Annotated in this window: 17 protein-coding genes; 5 read left to right on the top strand and 12 right to left on the bottom strand. The window is 70.7% G+C overall.

The window, feature by feature from the left end; genetic code table 11:
• Window positions 1-33: 33 nt before the first annotated feature.
• Window positions 34-2,361: an immune inhibitor A domain-containing protein gene (locus tag AB4Y83_RS21185; protein WP_442298079.1), complete on the bottom strand. Its 2,328-nt coding sequence runs from the start codon at window positions 2,359-2,361 to the stop codon at window positions 34-36.
• 278 nt (window positions 2,362-2,639) lie between these two features.
• On the opposite strand from AB4Y83_RS21185, the gene panB reads away from it, so the two are divergent.
• Entirely contained in the window at window positions 2,640-3,530 is an 891-nt protein-coding gene (gene panB / locus AB4Y83_RS21190) for a 3-methyl-2-oxobutanoate hydroxymethyltransferase (protein ID WP_442275861.1), read from the top strand.
• A 61-nt stretch (window positions 3,531-3,591) separates the two neighbouring features.
• Here panB and AB4Y83_RS21195 read toward each other — a convergent pair whose 3' ends face one another.
• Complete coding sequence (locus tag AB4Y83_RS21195; RefSeq protein WP_056773001.1) at window positions 3,592-3,801, bottom strand: hypothetical protein; 210 nt, start codon at window positions 3,799-3,801, stop codon at window positions 3,592-3,594.
• A 112-nt stretch (window positions 3,802-3,913) separates the two neighbouring features.
• On the opposite strand from AB4Y83_RS21195, the gene map reads away from it, so the two are divergent.
• Both map and ppgK read left to right on the top strand, forming a co-directional pair.
• Window positions 3,914-4,792 (top strand): type I methionyl aminopeptidase, encoded by an 879-nt coding sequence (map, locus tag AB4Y83_RS21200; protein ID WP_442275860.1) that lies wholly within the window; start codon window positions 3,914-3,916, stop codon window positions 4,790-4,792.
• 106 nt (window positions 4,793-4,898) lie between these two features.
• Window positions 4,899-5,657 (top strand): polyphosphate--glucose phosphotransferase, encoded by a 759-nt coding sequence (gene ppgK, locus AB4Y83_RS21205; RefSeq protein ID WP_442275859.1) that lies wholly within the window; start codon window positions 4,899-4,901, stop codon window positions 5,655-5,657.
• Between the two features lie 80 nt (window positions 5,658-5,737).
• Here the strand turns inward: ppgK and AB4Y83_RS21210 are convergent, their stop codons facing one another.
• The 6 genes from AB4Y83_RS21210 to AB4Y83_RS21235 all read right to left on the bottom strand — a co-directional run bounded on the left by AB4Y83_RS21210 (window position 5,738) and on the right by AB4Y83_RS21235 (window position 10,740).
• The gene (locus AB4Y83_RS21210) at window positions 5,738-6,670 is read right to left on the bottom strand and encodes a hypothetical protein (protein WP_442275858.1); all 933 of its coding nucleotides are present in this window, start codon (window positions 6,668-6,670) and stop codon (window positions 5,738-5,740) included.
• Complete coding sequence (locus AB4Y83_RS21215) at window positions 6,667-7,410, bottom strand: cytochrome b N-terminal domain-containing protein (RefSeq protein WP_442275857.1); 744 nt, start codon at window positions 7,408-7,410, stop codon at window positions 6,667-6,669. Before AB4Y83_RS21215 ends, AB4Y83_RS21210 begins: the two co-directional genes overlap by 4 nt.
• Complete coding sequence (locus tag AB4Y83_RS21220; RefSeq protein ID WP_156415467.1) at window positions 7,407-7,580, bottom strand: hypothetical protein; 174 nt, start codon at window positions 7,578-7,580, stop codon at window positions 7,407-7,409. Before AB4Y83_RS21220 ends, AB4Y83_RS21215 begins: the two co-directional genes overlap by 4 nt.
• A gap of 124 nt (window positions 7,581-7,704) precedes the next feature.
• Complete coding sequence (locus AB4Y83_RS21225) at window positions 7,705-9,276, bottom strand: hypothetical protein (RefSeq protein ID WP_442275856.1); 1,572 nt, start codon at window positions 9,274-9,276, stop codon at window positions 7,705-7,707.
• On the bottom strand, window positions 9,252-10,058 hold the full coding sequence (locus AB4Y83_RS21230) for an ABC transporter ATP-binding protein (RefSeq protein WP_442275855.1): 807 nt from the start codon (window positions 10,056-10,058) through the stop codon (window positions 9,252-9,254). The genes AB4Y83_RS21225 and AB4Y83_RS21230 overlap by 25 nt, the downstream gene beginning before the upstream one ends.
• Window positions 10,059-10,086: 28 nt before the next feature.
• Complete coding sequence (locus tag AB4Y83_RS21235; protein WP_442298080.1) at window positions 10,087-10,740, bottom strand: MBL fold metallo-hydrolase; 654 nt, start codon at window positions 10,738-10,740, stop codon at window positions 10,087-10,089.
• Window positions 10,741-10,909: 169 nt separating this feature from the next.
• On the opposite strand from AB4Y83_RS21235, the gene AB4Y83_RS21240 reads away from it, so the two are divergent.
• Complete coding sequence (locus tag AB4Y83_RS21240; protein WP_442298081.1) at window positions 10,910-12,679, top strand: hypothetical protein; 1,770 nt, start codon at window positions 10,910-10,912, stop codon at window positions 12,677-12,679.
• A gap of 51 nt (window positions 12,680-12,730) precedes the next feature.
• Here AB4Y83_RS21240 and AB4Y83_RS21245 read toward each other — a convergent pair whose 3' ends face one another.
• The 4 genes from AB4Y83_RS21245 to AB4Y83_RS21260 form a co-directional block, all read right to left on the bottom strand.
• The gene (locus tag AB4Y83_RS21245) at window positions 12,731-13,768 is read right to left on the bottom strand and encodes an aldo/keto reductase (protein ID WP_442298082.1); all 1,038 of its coding nucleotides are present in this window, start codon (window positions 13,766-13,768) and stop codon (window positions 12,731-12,733) included.
• A 75-nt stretch (window positions 13,769-13,843) separates the two neighbouring features.
• Window positions 13,844-14,239, bottom strand: a complete 396-nt coding sequence (locus AB4Y83_RS21250) for a MerR family transcriptional regulator (protein WP_442298083.1) — start codon at window positions 14,237-14,239, stop codon at window positions 13,844-13,846.
• Window positions 14,240-14,737: 498 nt separating this feature from the next.
• Window positions 14,738-15,952 (bottom strand): FUSC family protein, encoded by a 1,215-nt coding sequence (locus tag AB4Y83_RS21255; RefSeq protein WP_442275852.1) that lies wholly within the window; start codon window positions 15,950-15,952, stop codon window positions 14,738-14,740.
• Window positions 15,953-16,034: 82 nt separating this feature from the next.
• On the bottom strand, window positions 16,035-17,120 hold the full coding sequence (locus AB4Y83_RS21260) for a YhjD/YihY/BrkB family envelope integrity protein (protein ID WP_442298084.1): 1,086 nt from the start codon (window positions 17,118-17,120) through the stop codon (window positions 16,035-16,037).
• Between the two features lie 202 nt (window positions 17,121-17,322).
• On the opposite strand from AB4Y83_RS21260, the gene AB4Y83_RS21265 reads away from it, so the two are divergent.
• The coding region (locus AB4Y83_RS21265) for a serine/threonine-protein kinase (protein WP_442298085.1) at window positions 17,323-18,219 on the top strand (897 nt) is incomplete at its 3' end.

Below are 18,219 nucleotides of genomic sequence, written 5' to 3' on the forward strand. Positions count from 1 at the left end.
TTCGGACTCATGACCTCGCGGTCACCGGAGGAGTCACTTGAACTTGACCATGACCTGGAGCTCGTTGCCGCCGTCACGCGTCTTCGTCACGGTCATCGTCGTGCCCGAGCCGGCCACCTTGGTGGACGCCCACGGGTTGGCCGAGGACCAGTAGCGGTTGACGTCCGAGTCGTCGAACGTCGGGATCGCCGGCGACGACGGGACCGTCGTCGGGACGCCGTTGCGGTGGAAGGTCACCGCGTCGGTGGCCTCCTGACCGAAGGTGGCGTCGAACGGCTGGCGACGGTTGCCCATCATCGTCTTGGTGCCGTCGGCGTTGTTGAGCATGACCGGCGCCGGACGGGCATCGACCGGGAGCACCTCGCCGGCACCCGGGTGAGCCGACGTGTTGTTGTCGGTGTACTCACCGTTGGCGAACCAGACGAGCATGCCGTTCTGGTAGGGGAAACGCTCCACCCAGTCGGGCTTCGTGTTGCCCCAGCCGAAGTTGTACGGGCCGGTCTTCAGCGTCGCGTCGTAACCGCTGTAGGTGCGGTTCTCGGCGAAGTAGAAGTCCTGGACCTGCCTGGAGGTGGTGCCGTCCATGATCGAGAAGCCCTTGGCGACCCACGAGCCGGCCCCGGCCTCGACGTCGTCGACCGGGCCCGTGACCCCGTCGGTGGTGACGGCGATGTCGTCGACGAAGGCCTCGCTCGACACGCCACCATCGGTGGCGACGCGGAAGCGGAACTGGATGCTCTGACCCTTGTAGGCCGACAGGTCCCACGTCTTCTGGGCCCACGCGAACTTGCCGTTGACGGGCGCGCCTGCGTCTTTCCACGTCGCGCCGTTGTCGGTCGACACCTCGCCGTAGAGGTAGTCGTAGTCCTTCTCGAGGTTGCCCTGGACCCAGGCGCTGAGGGAGGCCGAGGTCTTGGCACCCGTCAGGTCGACCGTGCGGGTCAGCGTCGTGTTGAGGTTGTCACCGAAGCCGCTCCACCACTCGGCCTTGCCGGAGTGGGGTGTGTTGCGGTCGGCCTTGACGGTGCGCTCGGGCAGCGGCACGACGAGGGCCTGGGCAGAGCCGGTCTTCGTGGCCAGGTCGGCCTGGCTCAGCTTGACCGAGGTGTTCTCACCGAACGGGACGGTCTTGTGGTCGAGCCAGCCGAGCTGCAGCTTCTCCCACGGGCCCATGTAGCCGGGCGTCGTGCCGATCGAGTCGGTGCCGTGGTTGAGCCACGAGCCGCCACTCATCAGGGTCCAGAAGGCGGTGCCGTTGTCGCCGCCCGCGGTGTCGTAGAGGTCGGGCAGGCCGAGGTCGTGGCCGAACTCGTGCGAGAAGACGCCGAGACCGCCGTTCTCGGGCTCGGTCGTGTAGTCGCCGATCCACATGCCCGAGTTGCCCAGCTGGACGCCGCCGAGCTTGTTGTTCTCAGGACCCGTCTTGCCGGCGTTCGTCGAGTACGCGTACCAGCGGTGCGACCAGATGGCGTCCTCACCCTGTGCGCCGCCACCGGCCTCCTCGCCCTCACCCGCGTGAATGGCCTGGAAGTGGTCGATGTAGCCGTCGGGCTCGTTGAAGTTGCCGTCGCCGTCGTAGTCGTAGCGGTCGACCTTGTCGAACTGCGCGAGGTAGGCCTTGATGTCGGCGTCCGACTTGCCCTGGGCCTTCTGGTCGTCGTACCAGGCGGTGGCCGTGTCGCCGATGAAAGGCCAGTAGACCTGCGAGTCGGAGAACTTGTTCGAACCGTAGCGCGACTCGTTGTAGGGGACCTTGACCCAGTCGGACACGTCGCCCTTGGCGAGGAAGCGGCCGTTGGACTGCTTGAGGTAGAAGTCGCGGAACGACTCGCCGTCGCCGAACATCATCTGCTGGTAGTGCTCGCGGTTGAAGTCGGAGAGCCAGTAGGTCGAGTTGTCGTCGGTCTTGTTGCCGTCCCAGTTGCGGTCGGGCTGCGCGATCTGGTTGTGCAGGGGGCCGGCGGTGCCGCCGGTCGAGGGATGCACCTTGTCGCCGAACTCGACGAGGATCGTGAAGATGTCCTCTTCGCGGTTCACCGGGTAGTTGACGTACTTGGACTTGCCCGCCTTGCCGTTCTTGGCCGTGGTCTTGACCTCGATGACACGGTTGCCGTTGATGGTCTTGGTCGTCGCCTCGCCCTTGAGCAGCTTGGTGACGGCAGCCTTGGTCTCCGCGGCCTGAGCCTCGGCAAGGGGGTTCGGCAGGTTGTCGGGGCGAGAGGCCTGGGCCGCAGCGGGGTCACCGCTCGCCGGGGCCTTGGCAACCGGGGTTGCCTGAGCCTGCATCGGGGCGGTGAGGCCGGTGACGACGAGCGCCCCCACGGCCAATCCCGAGACAGCACTCCAGTGGCGCTTGTTCACGATCTGTCCTCCTGGTCACGAGGCGCCGCATATCGGGCGCCTCGCGTATAAGAACACAGAAAACAGACAATCTGGCGCTCAGTGCCAGCGGAATCGAAAAAACTTGTGCTGCAAAGCAGTTCGTCGCAAAGAACGTAAAATCTTCGTAAAGAGACGGGCGTCCACCCTTCCCAGACCACCCCGGTATCGGATAGAGAAGCCCATCTGTCACAGAGGTATCCGTGAAACCGGCCACCGGCCACCGGGGCGATGCCTCGAGGCGCCGATATGCTCCGGCCATGAGCACTGACGCCCCCGAGGAGCAGAGTCCCTACGGTTCCGGGAGCCGTGCCCAGGATTCTTCCGCGGCCGCGAGCGCCGCTCCGTCCCCACGGAAGGTGCGCATCCCCCACCTGCACGCCCTCAAGGCGGAGGGACGCCGCTGGGCCATGCTCACGGCATACGACATGTATGCCGCCCAGATCTTCGACGAGGCCGGGATCCCCGTGCTGCTCGTCGGCGACTCGGCGGGCAACAACGTCTACGGCTACGAGACGACCGTGCCCGTGACGCTCGACGAGATGATCCCGCTCGTCCGCGCCGTGTCGACGGCCGCCCGCCGGGCGCTCGTCGTCGCCGACCTGCCGTTCGGCTCCTACGGCGGGTCGGTCGAGCAGGGCTTCGCGAGTGCCGTGCGGCTCATGAAGGAAGGGCTCGCCCACGCCGTCAAGCTCGAGGGCGGCACGGCCATGGTCCCGCTCGTCAAGACCCTCACCGACGCCGGCATCCCCGTCATGGCGCACGTCGGCTTCACGCCGCAGAGCGAGCACCAGCTCGGCGGCTACCGCGTGCAGGGTCGCGGCGACGCCGCCGACGCCCTCGTCGACGAGGCGCGAGCCCTGCAGGACGCCGGCGCCTTCGCCGTCGTCCTCGAGATGGTCCCGGCGCCCGTCGCGGAGCGGGTCACCGAGGTCCTGAGCATCCCGACCATCGGCATCGGCGCCGGCAGCGGCACCGACGCCCAGGTGCTCGTGTGGAGCGACTTCGCGGGCCTGCGCAGTGGCAAGGCCCCGCGCTTCGTCAAGAAGTACGCCGACCTGCGCGGCACGCTGCTCGACGCCGCTCGGGCGTATGCCGCCGACGTCGAGTCGGGTGCCTTCCCCGACGCCGAGCACTCCTTCGAGTCCTGAGACGCCGCCGCCCGACCGGTCGGACCGGTCGGGCGGGGTACTGGCTGTGGGTTGAGAGAGGTCAGGCGTCGCTGTCGCCGGCCGCGGACGAGCCGCCGCGCTGGTTCCAGTCGCGGTCCTCGGAGTCCCACTGCTCGGTCTTCTTGTGGGCGGTGTCGAGGGCCGCCTGGGCCTCCGCCTCGGTGGCGTACGGGCCGAGGACCTGCTCACCCCGGCTGCGGTTCTCGTCGGTCTCGACCCGACCCGTGTCGACGTTGTACCAGAAGCTCACGTGCGCACTCCTTCTCTCTTCGGACTCTTCCGACTTGTCATCCGGCTCGAGCGGGTCCGCCTCGTGAACGCCCCTCGTGGACGGCACCCGCTGACGACCTAGACTCCACCGTATGCCGTTGCTCCAGCCGCGGGTGTCAGCACACCGCCTCAGTCCGCGACGACCGGTGCCCGCCTCGATCGAGCGGCCGCACTACGTCGACGTGCCCAACCCGCGCGAGGACGGCGACCTGCGCATCAAGGACGCCGAGACCGTGGAGAAGATGCGCATCGCGTCGCGGATCGCGGCCACGGCCATGGTCGAGGCCTCGAAGGCCATCGCTCCCGGTGTCACGACCGACGAGCTCGACGCGGTCGCCCACGAGTACATGCTCGACCACGGCGCCTACCCCTCGCCCCTCGGCTACAAGGGCTTCCCGAAGTCCGTGTGCACGAGCGTCAACGAGGTCATCTGCCACGGCATCCCCGACGCGCGGCCGCTCGAGGACGGCGACATCGTCAACATCGACGTCACGGCCTACATCCACGGCGTCCACGGCGACACCGACGCGACCTACCTCGTCGGCGACGTCGACGAGGAGTCCCGCCTGCTCGTCGAACGCACGCACGAGGCGATGATGCGCGGCATCCGAGCCGCCCGCCCGGGCCGCGAGATCAACGTCATCGGCCGCGTCATCGAGAGCTACGCGAAGCGGTTCGGCTACGGCGTCGTGCGCGACTTCACCGGACACGGCATCGGGCTCGAGTTCCACTCCGGCCTCATCGTGCCGCACTACGACGCCGCTCCTCACTACGAGACCGTCATCGAGCCCGGCATGACCTTCACCATCGAGCCGATGCTCAACCTCGGGACCCCCGAGTGGGACATGTGGGACGACCGGTGGACCGTCGTCACCCGTGACCGCAGGCGCTCGGCCCAGTTCGAGCACACGATCCTCATCACCGACGACGGCCACGAGATCCTCACCCTCCCCGAGGGCGACGCCCCCTGAGCGGGGCCGGCCACCCACGTCGTCCACTTCACCGCAGCGGCACCGCATCACCCCGCACCACCAGCTGACACCCCACGACCACGTCCTCGACAAGGAAGTACGGACCATGGCCAAGCACGGCAAGCCCCTCGGCATCGACATCGGCGGCAGCGGCATCAAGGGCGCCCCCGTCGACCTGAAGGCCGGCGATCTGGCCGGGAAGCGGTTGAAGATCCTGACGCCCAAGCCGGCCACCCCCGACGCCGTGGCCGAGGTCGTCGACCAGATCGTCGACCACTTCGCCGACGTGACGGGCGACTCCCCCATCGGCGTGACCGTTCCGGCGGTCGTCATCCGCGGCACCGTGCTCTCGGCGGCCAACATCGACCCGTCGTGGATCAACACCGACGCCGAAGCCCTCATCAAGGAGCACACGGGTCGCGCCGTCACCGTCCTCAACGACGCCGACGCCGCCGGTCTCGCCGAGATGTACTACGGCGCCGCCAAGGGCGTGCGGGGCCTCGTCATCCTCACGACCCTCGGCACCGGCATCGGCACCGCGCTGATCCACGACGGGCGGCTCGTGCCGAACTCCGAGCTGGGCCACCTCGAGATCGACGGCTACGACGCCGAGGACCGGGCCGCGTCATCCGTCAAGGACGCCGAGGTCCTGTCGTGGGAGGAGTACTCCGAACGTCTCCAGACCTACTACGACACCATCGAGAAGCTCTTCTCCCCCGACCTCATCATCGTCGGTGGCGGCATCTCCAAGGACAGCGACGACTTCCTGCCCAAGCTCAAGCTTCGCTGCCCGATCGTCCCGGCCCAGCTGCGCAACCAGGCCGGCATCATCGGCGCCGCGCACCTCGCCACCGACCTCGCCTGAACACCGGTCCGAGCGCACCCGTCTGAGCAGCGGAAGGGGCTGCCGGGCGACCGCCGGGCAGCCCCTTCAGCTGTCCCGCGTCAGCGTCGGGTCCGCCACACGAGCCGGTGCACCCCGAGGTGCCGCGGCAGCGTGCGCAGACCGGGGATCCAGGGGATGCAGATGAAGCCGATGCTCAGCAGGATCATGAGGGACCAGACGGCGATGTCGGCGTTCTCCGACGTCGAGAACGGCGGTACCTGGTACCACAGCGAGTACAGCCAGAGCCACGGCTGACCCGGGTAGTTGCCGGTCTCGTTCATGATCCCCCACTGGTCGCCCCCGAGGTTCTGGGCGCGGGCCGCGTCCTCGAGGTGCGTCCCGTCGGCGAGCAGCAGCAGCGCCCGCGTGCTGTCGACACCGAAGAAGGTCGTGCGCGAGGTCAGCAGACCCTCGAGCGCGCCGCCGTCGGCCAGTTGCAGCTCGGCTGCCGCGATGATCGGGACCGGTCCGTAGTCACCGCTCGCGACCTTGGCCGGGTCCCCGTCCGGCGCGGCCGCCAGGGCGTCGGCGTAGGCCGCGGACCACGCCTGCTGCCGGTCGGCTGACGCCGCGTCCCAGGCGTGGACCGCAGCGACGACGGCCGGGTCCGACGTGAGGCTGCGGACGGGGTCGAGCACGAGGTCCTTCGCGGAGTCGACGGGGACGGTGACCCCGGGCAGCGTCTGGAGGTTGACCGGGCCGAGGCTCTGCCCCTCGCCAGCGGTGTTGTAGGGCGCGCCGTAGCCGGCGCTGGTCGTCGTACCGGCGAGCTCTCCCGTAGCGGTGGCGACGACGTCCGCCGGCGCTTGACGCGCCCACTGCTGCAAGGAGATCGCGGGCTCGTCGGGAGACGAGAAGACGAGGGCGGCGACGACGGACAGCACCGAGACCACACCGAGCGCGATGACGAACTCCTTGACGAGGTCGTAGCGGCGCGTCGGGAAGGCGTGCGAGTCAGGGGTGGGTCCCCAGCCACCCGTCCCCCGCTTCATGACTTCACCCCGCTGCGCGTGGCGAGGGTCGCAGGGCTCTCGGTCGGCGCCGCGCCCGCCGCAGCGGCAGCACCGGGCGGCGCCGGCTCCGTTGCACCGATCGGAGGGGCGACGCCGCGTCGGCGCACGAGGACGATGTGCACGACGACGATCGCCCCGACGACGAGCGGGAGCAGCGAGACGTGCCACAGCATCATCTGGCCGAGGTCCATGACGTTGAACCAGGCCCCGATGCCCGCGGCGTTGAGCCCGTCCTTGGCCTGGGTCGAGATCCACTGTGCGTCGAAGTTCGTCTGGATGAGGTAGCCGGTGAAGGCCGTCCCCAGCGACCCGAAGAAGGCGAGCGCGCCTGTCGCCCAGGTCAGTCCGCGGTTGCCGCGCCACGACGCCATGAAGAACTTGCCCCACAGGTGGATGACCATGGTGGCGAAGAAGAGCTCGACGCTCCAGAGGTGCACGGAGTTGACGAAGTGTCCGAGCGTGCTGACGTGCCACCAGGCCACCCCGCCGAGGGACAGGACCAGGCCCGACACGATGATGACGACGAGGCTGGCGAGGCAGGCGACGCCGAAGACGTAGATCCACGAGGCGACGTAGACGGGCTGCCGGTCGGGCAGCCACTGCCCGCGAGGCACGAGGCCCTCGACCCAACGGGTGAGGGCGGCCGTCCAGGTGTCGTGGGCGTGGCGCGACTGCGGCTCGGTCGGTTCCGACCGCAGGGACGTCGAGGGCCCGCTCACTGGTCCTCGTCCTCACGGGGAGCAGGGAAGGGCAGCAGGAGGGCGAGCACGAAGACCACGACCATGAGCAGGATGACCAGGAGGTTGGCGACCGTGATCGTCAGCCATCCCCACTGGACGACAGGACCTGCAGGAACCGGCTGTGACGCGGCGAGGAACTGGGTGATCATCTCTGGCCTCCGGGGAGTGCGAAGCTGTGAGTCCTCCTGCCCGGCGCAGATCTACTACACAACGTAAGAGTAGATCTGCGCGGCCGGCACCGGCGCCCGAATGTGATCTTCGGCGCCCACGGGCCTACGAACGCCGCAGTGCCGAGAGCAGCTCGGGCGCCCGCTGCTCGTAGAGCCGAGCGCCGACGCCGACCCCGACGATCCCGACGACGATGCCGAGCAGTACCCCGACGACGCCCGCCCCCCAGCCGGCGGCGACGGAACCCTGCCAGGCCCCCCAGGCGAGCAGGATCGTCGGCGAGGCGAGCAGCAGCGTGCCGAGACTCGCCATCGACTGCGCGGCGATGGTGATCCCGGCAGCCCCCGGCGGCGCGTTGAAGGGGCTCTCGCCCGACTCCGCCACGGGGTAGGGCAGCACGACGCTCATGACGCTCGACACGGCATACCCCGCTCCGAGCAGCGACACGGAGAGTCCGAGTGCAGCCGGGAGCAGGTCCCAGCGGTCGGCGAACGCGACCCCGACGACCACGTAGACGGGGACGAGGACGGCGGCGAGGAGGAGGTCAGGCAGGAGCCGCCCGCGACGGTCGTCCCGCCCGGACGTGCCGGACACCACGTGCAGCCACAGGGCGTCGGACTCGTAGGCGACAGCGTTGTGCTCGCTCCAACCGAGGAGGAACGCGACGAGGGGGCCCATGAGCAGCGGAGTCCACGCCACGTCGCCCGTGACGAACGGGATGAGCAGCGCGAGCGGCACGACGGGGGTCATGGCCATGCTGATCTGGTAGCGGGGGTCACGGCGCCAGTAGGTCAGGACGCGCGCCGCGACGGCGCCGAGCGGCGTACCGGGCAGCCGAGCCAGCAGGCCGAGGTCGTCTCCGGACGAGGTGCCCGAGTCGGAGCGCGAGACCGCGCGCGGGTTGTCGACCTCGTCACGCAGCACCCGGGACCACAGCAGGAAGACGACGACGAGCAGTCCCGCGGCCAGGGCCAGGCGCACCAGCCCGGTGCCGAGGTCGCCCGCCGCCACGTCACCCGGCGCGGCCCAGGCCCAGCCGAGAGGCGACCAGCCGACGACGGCGGCGGCTGTCGTGGCGACGTCGCGCAGGCTCGCTCCGAGGTTGGCCACGACGGAGATCGCCGGACCGATGACGACGAGCAGGAGCAGGCCGAGGACCGCGATGACGTCACGACCGCGACGGCTCGAGATCGCCTGGGTCATCACCGCGGACACCCAGCGGCTCGTCGTGATCGCCGTCAGCAGACCGATCGCCGTCGCGACGACGGCCACGAGCGTCGAGGCGAGCGTGTGGGACCAGGCGACGACCACCCCGACCGACAGCACCATCGACGCGATCGCCGGCAGCCCGACGAGTGCGGCGGCCACGAGGCCGATCGTCAGGTCGCGGTGTGGGACGGCGAAGGTGGCGAAGCGACCCGGGTCGAGGGTCGGGTCGGAGCCGAAGGAGAAGAGCGGCACGACGGTCCAGAGCACGATGCCGGCGGCGCCGGCGAGCGGGATGACGACGCGCGCCGCGTCGAGGGACCCGCGGAAGGAGGCGAGGATGACGGCGAGCCCGGCCACGAGGACGGCGAAGTAGACGATGCCGACGACGGCGCCGATCGCCTGGGCACGGCTGCGCCGGAAGATGTTGCGCAGCAGGGTGAGCTTCAGTCGGACGAGGTGCGCAACCACGAGAGCCCCACCACCTCGGTGGACCCGCCGACGAGGTCGACGAACCGCTCCTCCAGCGACCGGTCGCCCCGGACGTCGTCGAGCTCCCCCGCGGCGAGGACGAGCCCGTCGGAGATGACGGCGACGTGAGTGCAGATGCGTTCGACGAGGTCCATGACGTGGCTCGAGAGGACGACGGTGCCGCCGGACTCGACGAAGCCCGAGAGGATGCGGCGGATCGTCGCGGCCGAGATCGGGTCCACCGCCTCGAACGGCTCGTCGAGCACGAGGACGCGGGGACCGTGGACGAGCGCCGAGGCGAGCGTGACCTTCTTCGTCATGCCCGCCGAGTAGTCGACGACGAGCTTGCCCTGCGCCTCGGTGAGGCCGAGCGCGGCGACGAGCTCTGCAGCCCGCTCGGACGCGAGCTCGCGCGGCATCCCACGGAGCAGGCCGGCATACGTGATCAGCTGGAGCCCGGTCAGCCGGTCGAAGACCTTGAGCCCGTCCGGGAGCACGCCGATCAGCCGCTTGGTGGCGACGGGGTCGGCCCAGACGTCGCGACCCAGGACGAACGCCTGTCCGGCGTCGGGGCGCAGCAGTCCCGTCACCATCGACAGCGTCGTCGTCTTGCCGGCGCCGTTGGGACCGACAAGGCCGAAGAACGAGCCTCGCGGCACGTCGAGGTCGATCCCCTTGACCGCGATGAGGTCGCCGAATCGCTTGCCCAGCCCCCTCAACGCGATCGCCGGACCCTCAGTCGGATCGCCTTGTGGTGCAGGCAGATCGGTCACGTCGCTCATGTCACTCCCCCTCCCCCGAGATCGAGCGTCAGAAGATCGCCGACTCGGCGTCGCGCAGCGGGGTGTAGGTGAGGCCGTCGACACCGGAGAACTGCTCGATGTGGCCGGAGTACATCCGGTGCCCGACGTCGCTGAGCAGCGCGTCGTGGATGGGGATGAAGACCTTCGGGGCGATGCGCCCGACGAAGGCGATCGAGTCCCGGCTCGCGGCCCACGGCGCGCTGAGCGGGTGGGCGAGGACGTCGACCGGGCCGGGCTCGCCGTCGTACGCGTCGCCCGGGTGGAAGAGGGAGGGCTCGCCGTCGGCCCGCAGGACGACACCGACGTTGGGGATGCGCGGCATCGCCGCGTGGTTGAAGGCGTGCAGCTCGCCGACCGGGGTGACCGTGACGTCGCCGACGGCGAAGTCCTCGCCCTGCCGGGACGGCACCGCCGGCAGGCCCTCGTCGCGCAGCTTCTCGGCCGTCAGGGGGTCGGTGTGCACCGTCCCCCCGGGATTGGCGCGGATCAGGGCGCTGACCCGCTCCGGGTCGAAGTGGTCGGCGTGGTTGTGGGTCACGAGGACCGCGTCGAGGCCGGTCAGGTCCTCGAAACCCGTCGAGAAGCTGCCCGGGTCGATGAGGATGCGGCGGTCGGCGGCCTCGACGAGGAGGCAGGCATGTCCGAGGTGAGTCACGCGCATGCCACCACCTAATCACGGTCCCCTCGACCGAACCGCGAGACACAGCACACGCGGGGCCGCAACGTTCTGCACGCGTCGCTGCCGGGTGCCAGACTCACCGCAGGACCGGTCGCACCGTGGACCGGCGCGTGCTGGCTCGGCCGGATCGGGGTGACGACGGGTGGACACCGTGGCGCACGACGCTGACCTCCGCCTGCTCCGGGCATACGAGCCCGTCGTGCGCCTCACCCGCGGCGAGTACTTCCTGCCGGTCGCCGTCGACGCCTACGTGGCACACGCGAGCCTCATCCGCGACGAGGCGGGGTCGGCCACGGTCCTCACGCCGACGGGCACCCTGGACCTGGCCGCGCTCGCTGCCCACGGTGCGGACCACGACGGGCCCGGCCTGTCACTGTCCGGCATCACCGAGCCGCGGTCGTTCCGAGAACGCCTGCGTCGCGCGCTGCCGGGCGCCCGCCCGAGCTTCCGCGCCGGCAGCCGACTCGCGCAGGTCGGCCTGCTCGGCCGGACGATCGACACGTTGAGCCGGCTCTCACTCCTGCTCCGCGGATCGGTGCCCGGCGGCAGCGCCGCGACCGCGTACGCCGTCCAGCAGGCGCACCTCTCCCCCGACCGCCCGACCTACTACGGCCGCGTCGTGCGCAGCGACGGCTGGGTCGTGTRCCAGTACTGGTTCTTCTACGCGTTCAACAACTGGCGTTCGGGCTTCTCCGGGGTCAACGAGCACGAGGCCGACTGGGAGCAGGTGACGGTCTTCCTTGACGGCACGGGCACGCTCGGCGACGACGGCCTGCCGCCACCCCGCTGGGTCGTCTTCAGCGCCCACGACGAGACGGGCGACGACCTGCGGCGCCGCTGGGACGACCCCGACCTCGCAACGGTCGACGGACGCCATCCCGTCGTCTTCGCCGGGGCCGGATCCCATTCCGGCGCCTACCTTCCCGGCGACTACCTCATCACCGTCGCACCCCCGTCCTGGGGCGGTGTCATCCCGGCCGTGCGCCGACTGGCCAAGCTCTTCGCCCCGTGGGCGCGAGCGGCCCAGGGCGCCGGGCTGGGCATCCCCTACATCGACTACGCCCGCGGGGACGGCCCGTCCATCGGCCCGTCGGCCGAGCTGGCCTGGAGTCCTGTCGTCATCGACGACCGGACCCCGTGGGTGCGCGACTACCGCGGGCTCTGGGGCCACGACACGAAGGACCGTCTCGGAGGTGAACGAGGGCCTGCCGGCCCGCGCTACGAGCGGAACGCCACGGTCCGGCTGTCGTGGGGAGACCCCGTCGGCTGGGCCGCGCTCGCGAAGGTCGCCCCGAGCCCGGAGGCCGAGGCGGCCCTCGTGGCCGATCGCATCGACGAGATCGACCAGCAGCTCGCCGACCTCACCGAGCAGTCCGACGCCAGGGTCCACTCCCTGACGACGCGCGCCGCCGGTCTCGGCCCCGACAGCCCCGACGTGCGGGGTCTGGCGTCCGACGAGCGGGAGCTGACGTCCCTCCGGATGGATGCCGTGCGACTGCGCGACGAGCGGTCCCGGATGGAGCGTGCCCTGCGTGACGGACTCCCCACGGCAACACCCCACGCACACCTGTCCCATCGTCGGACGCCGATCACCGCGAGCGATCGCTCGCGCGACCGCCTGCTCGCGGTCTGGGCCGTCGTGAGCACGCCCCTCGTCCTCTACCTCGTCGCCGGCTTCTTCAAGCCCGAGGTGACCGACCGGCCGCTCGGCGCCGCCGTGCTGCTCGTGCTCGTCCTCGGGGTCGAGGCCTTCACCCGCGGCTACTTCCTGGCGTATGCCGTCCGCGTCGTCGCGGTGCTCGGCGTCGTCGCGCTCGTGGCCGAGTTCGCGGGCAACTGGCAACCCGTGACCTACTGGGTGCTCGTGTCGGTGGCCGTGGTCGTGCTCGTCGTCAACCTGCGCGACGTCCTGCGACGGTAGACCCGGCGCGGCAACACGGGCGCGCCGGATCCACCATCGCCACAACGGCGCTCAGGCGTCGATGCTCGACATGTCGCCGTAGCGGGCACCCTGCACCGCGGCCCTCGGCACGGCTGCGTCGATCGCGGCCAGGTCCTCGGCGGTCAGCTGCACGGATGCGGCCCCGACGTTCTCCTCGAGGTAGCGCACCCGCTTCGTGCCGGGGATCGGCGCGACGTCGTCACCCTGGGCGAGGACCCAGGCGAGGGCGAGCTGTCCGGCGGTCGCTCCCTTCGACTCCGCGATCTCGCGCACCCGCGCGACGAGGGCCAGGTTCGACTCGAGGGCTTCGCCCTGGAAGCGCGGGAAGTAGGCGGTGCGGCGGGAGTCGCCGGCCTCGAGGTCGTTGGGTGAGGTGATGGCCCCGGTGAGGATGCCGCGTCCGAGGGGAGAGTAGGGCACGAGCCCGATGCCGAGCTCGCGCAGCGTCGGGAGGATCTCGTCCTCGACGTCGCGGGTGAAGAGCGAGTACTCGGTCTGGAGCGCGGTGATCGGGTGGACGGCGTGGGCACGCCGGATGGTCGAGGCCGAGGCCTCCGAGAGACCGAGGTGGCCGACCTTGCCGGCCTCGACGAGCTCGGCCATGGCGCCGACGGTCTCCTCGATCGGCACGTTCGGGTCGACGCGGTGCTGGTAGTAGAGGTCGATGTGGTCGACGCCGAGCCGCTGGAGGGAGGCGTCGGCCGCGCGGCGGACGTAGTCCGGTCGGCCGTTGATGCCGAGCCGGGTGCCGTCCTCGGCTCGCTCGTTGCCGAACTTCGTGGCGAGGACGACGCCCTCGCGGCGACCGTCGAGGGCCCGACCGACGAGCTTCTCGTTGGTGAACGGCCCGTACATGTCGGCCGTGTCGAGGAAGGTGACGCCGAGGTCGAGGGCGCGGTGGATCGTGGCGACGGCGGCGGCCTCGTCACCGGTGCCGTAGAACTCGGACATCCCCATGCAGCCGAGACCGACGGTCGAGACGGTCAGTGGCGACGCTGTGCCGAGGGTGCGCGTGCCGAGCGGTGCTCGGTCTCCTGCAGGGGTGGTGGTCTCGGGGTTCTGGGTCATGCGATCGAGTGAAACGCTTCGAGCGCGCTCGAAGTCAAGCGGTCGACCGCGCCGTCGCTGCCCGTGCGGGCAGTCTCAGGTCTCGGCGCGCTCGAGCGCCGACTGGTAGATCCCGATCTTGTTGTCGATGGCTCCCAGGTGCTCGGTGACCTCGGCGAGCTGCGCCAGCACCCGTGCCCGGTGGTTCTGGAGCAGCGCGAGTCGCTCGGTCTCGTTGCCGTCTCCCGAACGGCACAGGGCGGCATACGCCTTGACCTCGCGGATCGGCATCCCCGTGGCGCGCAGGCGCGTCAGCATCCGGACCCACGTGAGGTCGCTCTCGGTGTAGACGCGATGGCCTGAGCTCGTACGGCCGACGCCGCGCAGCATCAGCCCGTCGCGCTCGTAGTAGCGCAGCGTGTGCGTGGTCAGTCCGGTGCGCTCGGAGGCCTCGGCGATGGTCAGGCCCTGGGGCGGTGCGATGACGGTCACCGGACCATGCTGGCGCTTCGAGCGCACTCGAAGTCAAGCAGGCGGACGACTGTCGTGCTCCCGTCCACCCGACACGGGCCGGCACACGGCGACGCGGAGCAGACGTTGGCGACGACGGCCGACGCCGCGCGTCGGAGCGAGGCGTCGCTCCTGGGCTCCGGGCCACGTCCAGCACTCCCAGCCGGGGGCGGGGTGCGCGGCGCACCCGTCGTGGCTCACGTGGACCCCCTCGTGGTGCGGTGCGCGGCTGAGGGACGTGGCGGTATGCGTGCAGCATCCGCCCGGGTCACGGCGCGATCGGGCGGGACGACGATCTCGGATGCGACGGGTGCCGGCACGGGTCGCTCCTCTCTTCCTCGGCAGGCGACCGAACGGGGCGGGTCCGCCGGCTCCCACTCCGGCGCCGCGGAACGACCGCGCGGGACGCGCACCTCGTGGCCGCGTGCTGTGGGAACGACGTGACACGCCCGGGGGTTACGCGTCGGTAGCCGGACGACGTCAGCGATCTGGCTGCCTGTGACGTCGGAGTCGAGACCACAGCCCTGCTGTGGGTGGTGGCGGCCGCAGCGATCCGGTGTCACCCGGGACGACCGCCGCCTCGCGCGCGGACTCGAGCTCGGCGACGGCCCGCTGCGAGTCGCTGATGAGCGAGCCGTAGACGGGCCACTGCTCGGGGTCCTCGAGGGGCGTCGTGCGCACCTGCTCGCTCAGGGAGGCGAGGACCTCGCGAGCCCGGGCCGTGCCCTCGTCGAACCGCCGGGTCGCGTCGTCGTCGTGTCGGCCCAGCTGTGACACCGCCTGTGCCATCCCGTCGAGTGCGTCGGCGTACTCCGCGAGGAACCTGGCCGAGGGCGCGGGCCGTCGGCGCCGCTCGGCAGCAGCATCGACGAGGGTGCGGCCGATGCCCGTGACCTGCCAGACGGTCCGTCGAAGCGTGGTGACGGTGCGCTCGTAGCCGTCCCAGTCGACGTCTGCGGGACGGATGTTGTCACGCAGGTTGAAGCGCATGCTCTCGCGACCCGTGCGGATGTCGTCGACGATGTACGGCGCCTTGTCGCCGATCTCGCCTCCACGGCGGTACCACCGACGCGCCGACTGGACGTCCCAGTCGCCGCGGAGCCCGGAGGCCATCTCCTCGAGGAGCTCACGAACCTGGCGCGCCAGCGCCGACACCCGCTGACGCGGCTTGGTCAGGTGCAGCGGTGCCAGCACGATGGCGTTGGTCGCCACCCCGATGATGCCGCCGGCCACCGTCTCGACGATCGTCAGGTACGTGAAGTGCTCGTCGGTGCCACCGGCGGTGATGAGCGACAGGAGCACCATGGCCGGCACCTGGATGCCGTGCTCCCCCAGACGCGACCACCGCCCGATGACGAGCGCGACGAGGATGACCCCGAACATCGTCCACCACGTGACCCCGAAGACCGTGGCGACGACCCACGCGACACTGAGGCCCAGCACGACGGCGGCGATGCGCTGGGCGCTGGCCGAGAGGGAACGCACCATCGTGCGGTCGACGACGAGGAGGGCGGCCATCGGCGCGTAGAACGGGACCGGGCTGTCGAGCACCCGCACCGCGAACTGCCACGCGAGCACGGTCGCGATCGCCGCCTTGACGAGGAGCAGCAGGGCGTCGCGCTCCGGTCCGGGCTGGTGCAGCGCCCGACGCAGGGCCCGAAGCCGCTGGTGGGCGTCGTCCTGCCACTGGCTCATGTGCGGACACCCGCAGTCGCATCCAGACGCCCGGCCACGACCGGTCCCCGCTCCCCCGCCCGCGGCATCCAGGCGGACACGCTCACGAGGACCTGCGCTCCGACGCCTCTTCGACGGCACGCTTGTCGATGTCGTCCATGGCGCGGGTGTCCCGCGGCTCAGCGAACGGCTCGAGGTCCTCCGGGACACCCTCGGCGATCGCACGGCTCCGGTCGAGCTCGGCGTTGACCTCGGCGCCGAGCAGGATCGCGATGTTCGTCAGCCACAGCCAGACGAGGAAGATGACGACACCAGCCAGAGACCCGTAGGTCTTGTTGTACGACGAGAACAGTGCGACGTAGACGGCAAAGAGTCCCGAGACGACGAGCCAGATCAGCACGGCGATGACGCCTCCGGGGCTGACCCACTTGACGCCTCCCTGCTTCGCGTTGGGACTGGCCCAGAAGAGCACGGCGAAGAGCACCGACACGAGGACCAGCAGCACGGGCCACTTGAGCACCCCCCACACGAGGAGGGCCGTGTCACCTGCCCCGATGAGGTTGCCGACCTGCTCGGCCACCGGCCCGCTGACGACGACGATCACCGCGCTGGCGACCATGACGACGACGGCGAACAAGGTCACCCCGACGCGGATGGGCACCGTCTTCCAGATCGGGCGACCCTCCGGGATGTCGTAGATGACGTTGGACGCCCGCATGAACGCCGAGACGTAGCCCGAGGCCGACCAGAGCGCCACGAGCAGTCCGAGGACCGCCCCGAAGCCGGCGCTCGTCCGGTTCGCCTGTGCCTGGACGATGAGCGTGCGCACGAAGTCCGCGCTCGACCCGGGCGCGATCGCCTGGACCTGGAGGACGACCTGCGCGGTGGCGTCGCGGCCCATCAGTCCGAGCGCGGCGACGAGCACGGCGAGAGCCGGGGCGATCGAGAGAAGGCCGTAGTAGGTCAACGAGGCGGCGAGGTCGGTGAGGTTGTCCCGCTTGAACTCGACCCGGGCCCTCTTGAGGGCCGCGACGAGCGAGGACCGGGGCAGGTCGGACGGACTCTCGGGATTGTCGGGGGTGTCGGAGGTGTCGGAGGTGTCGGGGGTGTCAGGAGTTTCGGGGGTGTCGGGGGTGTCGGACCGTGCGTGGCCACGGCTGCTGCGTGAGGGGTCGCTTGCTGGTGCCATTCCCTGCCCGTACCCAGTGGGTGCGACGGCCGCACGGGACGGGCCCGGTCCCGTGTCGTCGTCGGGCAATGGCAGCATGGGGCGCTGCTGTGGGTACGAAGCCCTACGCGTCGCCCGAGAGGGCAGGTGCTCGCCTTCGCACGGCGGGCACGACCGACCGCAGTCGGCACGAGCCGACACGAACCGGAGGGAGAGGCCGCGCATGGTGGACGTATCGCCTGACCTCATCGCCGGGCGCTACCGGCTCATGAACCGGATCGGCTCCGGCGGTATGGGTCACGTGTGGCTGGCCTGGGACGAGCGACTGAGCCGCGCCGTGGCCGTCAAGCAGCTGCACTCCCCCGTCGGCCTCGACGAGGCCGACGCTCGCGTCGCCCACGCACGCGCCATGCGGGAGGCCCGCAACACGGCCCGACTGCACCACCCCAACGCGGTGCCCGTCTTCGACGTCGTCGACCACGACGGCCAGCCGTGCCTCGTCATGCAGTACCTCCCGTCACGGAGCCTGCACGCCGTGCTGGCCGAGCGCGGCCCCCTCCCGGTGCGCGAGGTCGCCCAGCTCGGCGCCGAGCTGGGCTCGGCCCTCGCCGCCGCGCACCGCGCCGACATCGTGCACCGCGACGTCAAGCCCGGCAACGTGCTCGTCGCCGAGGACGGCACGGCCCGCATCACCGACTTCGGGATCTCGCACGCCGTCGGCGACGTGTCCCTCACCTCGACCGGCATGGTGACCGGCACCCCGGCCTACCTCGCCCCGGAGGTCGCGCGCGGGGCGCCGTCGAGCCCGGCCTCGGACGTCTTCTCCCTCGGCGCGACCCTCTATGCCGCCGTCGAGGGCTCGCCGCCGTTCGGCACCGGAAACAACCCGATGGCGCTGCTGCACCGGGTGGCCTCCGGCTCGATCACCCCGCCCGGTGACGGTCCGCTCGCCCCTGTCCTGCTCGCGATGCTCGCCGCGTCTCCCGACGACCGTCCCTCGATGCAGGACGTCTCGGCCGACCTCGCCGAGGTCGCCGCCGGACGTCCGCCCCGGGGCCCCGTGGCCCCTCCCGGTGCCGGGACCGACCTCCGGCCCGACCGTACGCGGGTTCTTCCCGTG

The sequence above is a fragment of the Terrabacter sp. RAF57 genome, from assembly GCF_052113925.1.
Lineage (GTDB): Bacteria > Actinomycetota > Actinomycetes > Actinomycetales > Dermatophilaceae > Terrabacter.

Coding starts and splice junctions, on each gene's coding strand:
- panB (WP_442275861.1), top strand. CDS start 2,640: ATGAGCACTGACGCCCCCGAGGAGCAGAGTCCCTACGGTTCCGGGAGC.
- map (WP_442275860.1), top strand. CDS start 3,914: ATGCCGTTGCTCCAGCCGCGGGTGTCAGCACACCGCCTCAGTCCGCGA.
- ppgK (WP_442275859.1), top strand. CDS start 4,899: ATGGCCAAGCACGGCAAGCCCCTCGGCATCGACATCGGCGGCAGCGGC.
- AB4Y83_RS21210 (WP_442275858.1), bottom strand. CDS start 6,670: ATGAAGCGGGGGACGGGTGGCTGGGGACCCACCCCTGACTCGCACGCC.
- AB4Y83_RS21220 (WP_156415467.1), bottom strand. CDS start 7,580: ATGATCACCCAGTTCCTCGCCGCGTCACAGCCGGTTCCTGCAGGTCCT.
- AB4Y83_RS21230 (WP_442275855.1), bottom strand. CDS start 10,058: ATGAGCGACGTGACCGATCTGCCTGCACCACAAGGCGATCCGACTGAG.
- AB4Y83_RS21235 (WP_442298080.1), bottom strand. CDS start 10,740: ATGCGCGTGACTCACCTCGGACATGCCTGCCTCCTCGTCGAGGCCGCC.
- AB4Y83_RS21245 (WP_442298082.1), bottom strand. CDS start 13,768: ATGACCCAGAACCCCGAGACCACCACCCCTGCAGGAGACCGAGCACCG.
- AB4Y83_RS21255 (WP_442275852.1), bottom strand. CDS start 15,952: ATGAGCCAGTGGCAGGACGACGCCCACCAGCGGCTTCGGGCCCTGCGT.
- AB4Y83_RS21260 (WP_442298084.1), bottom strand. CDS start 17,120: ATGGCACCAGCAAGCGACCCCTCACGCAGCAGCCGTGGCCACGCACGG.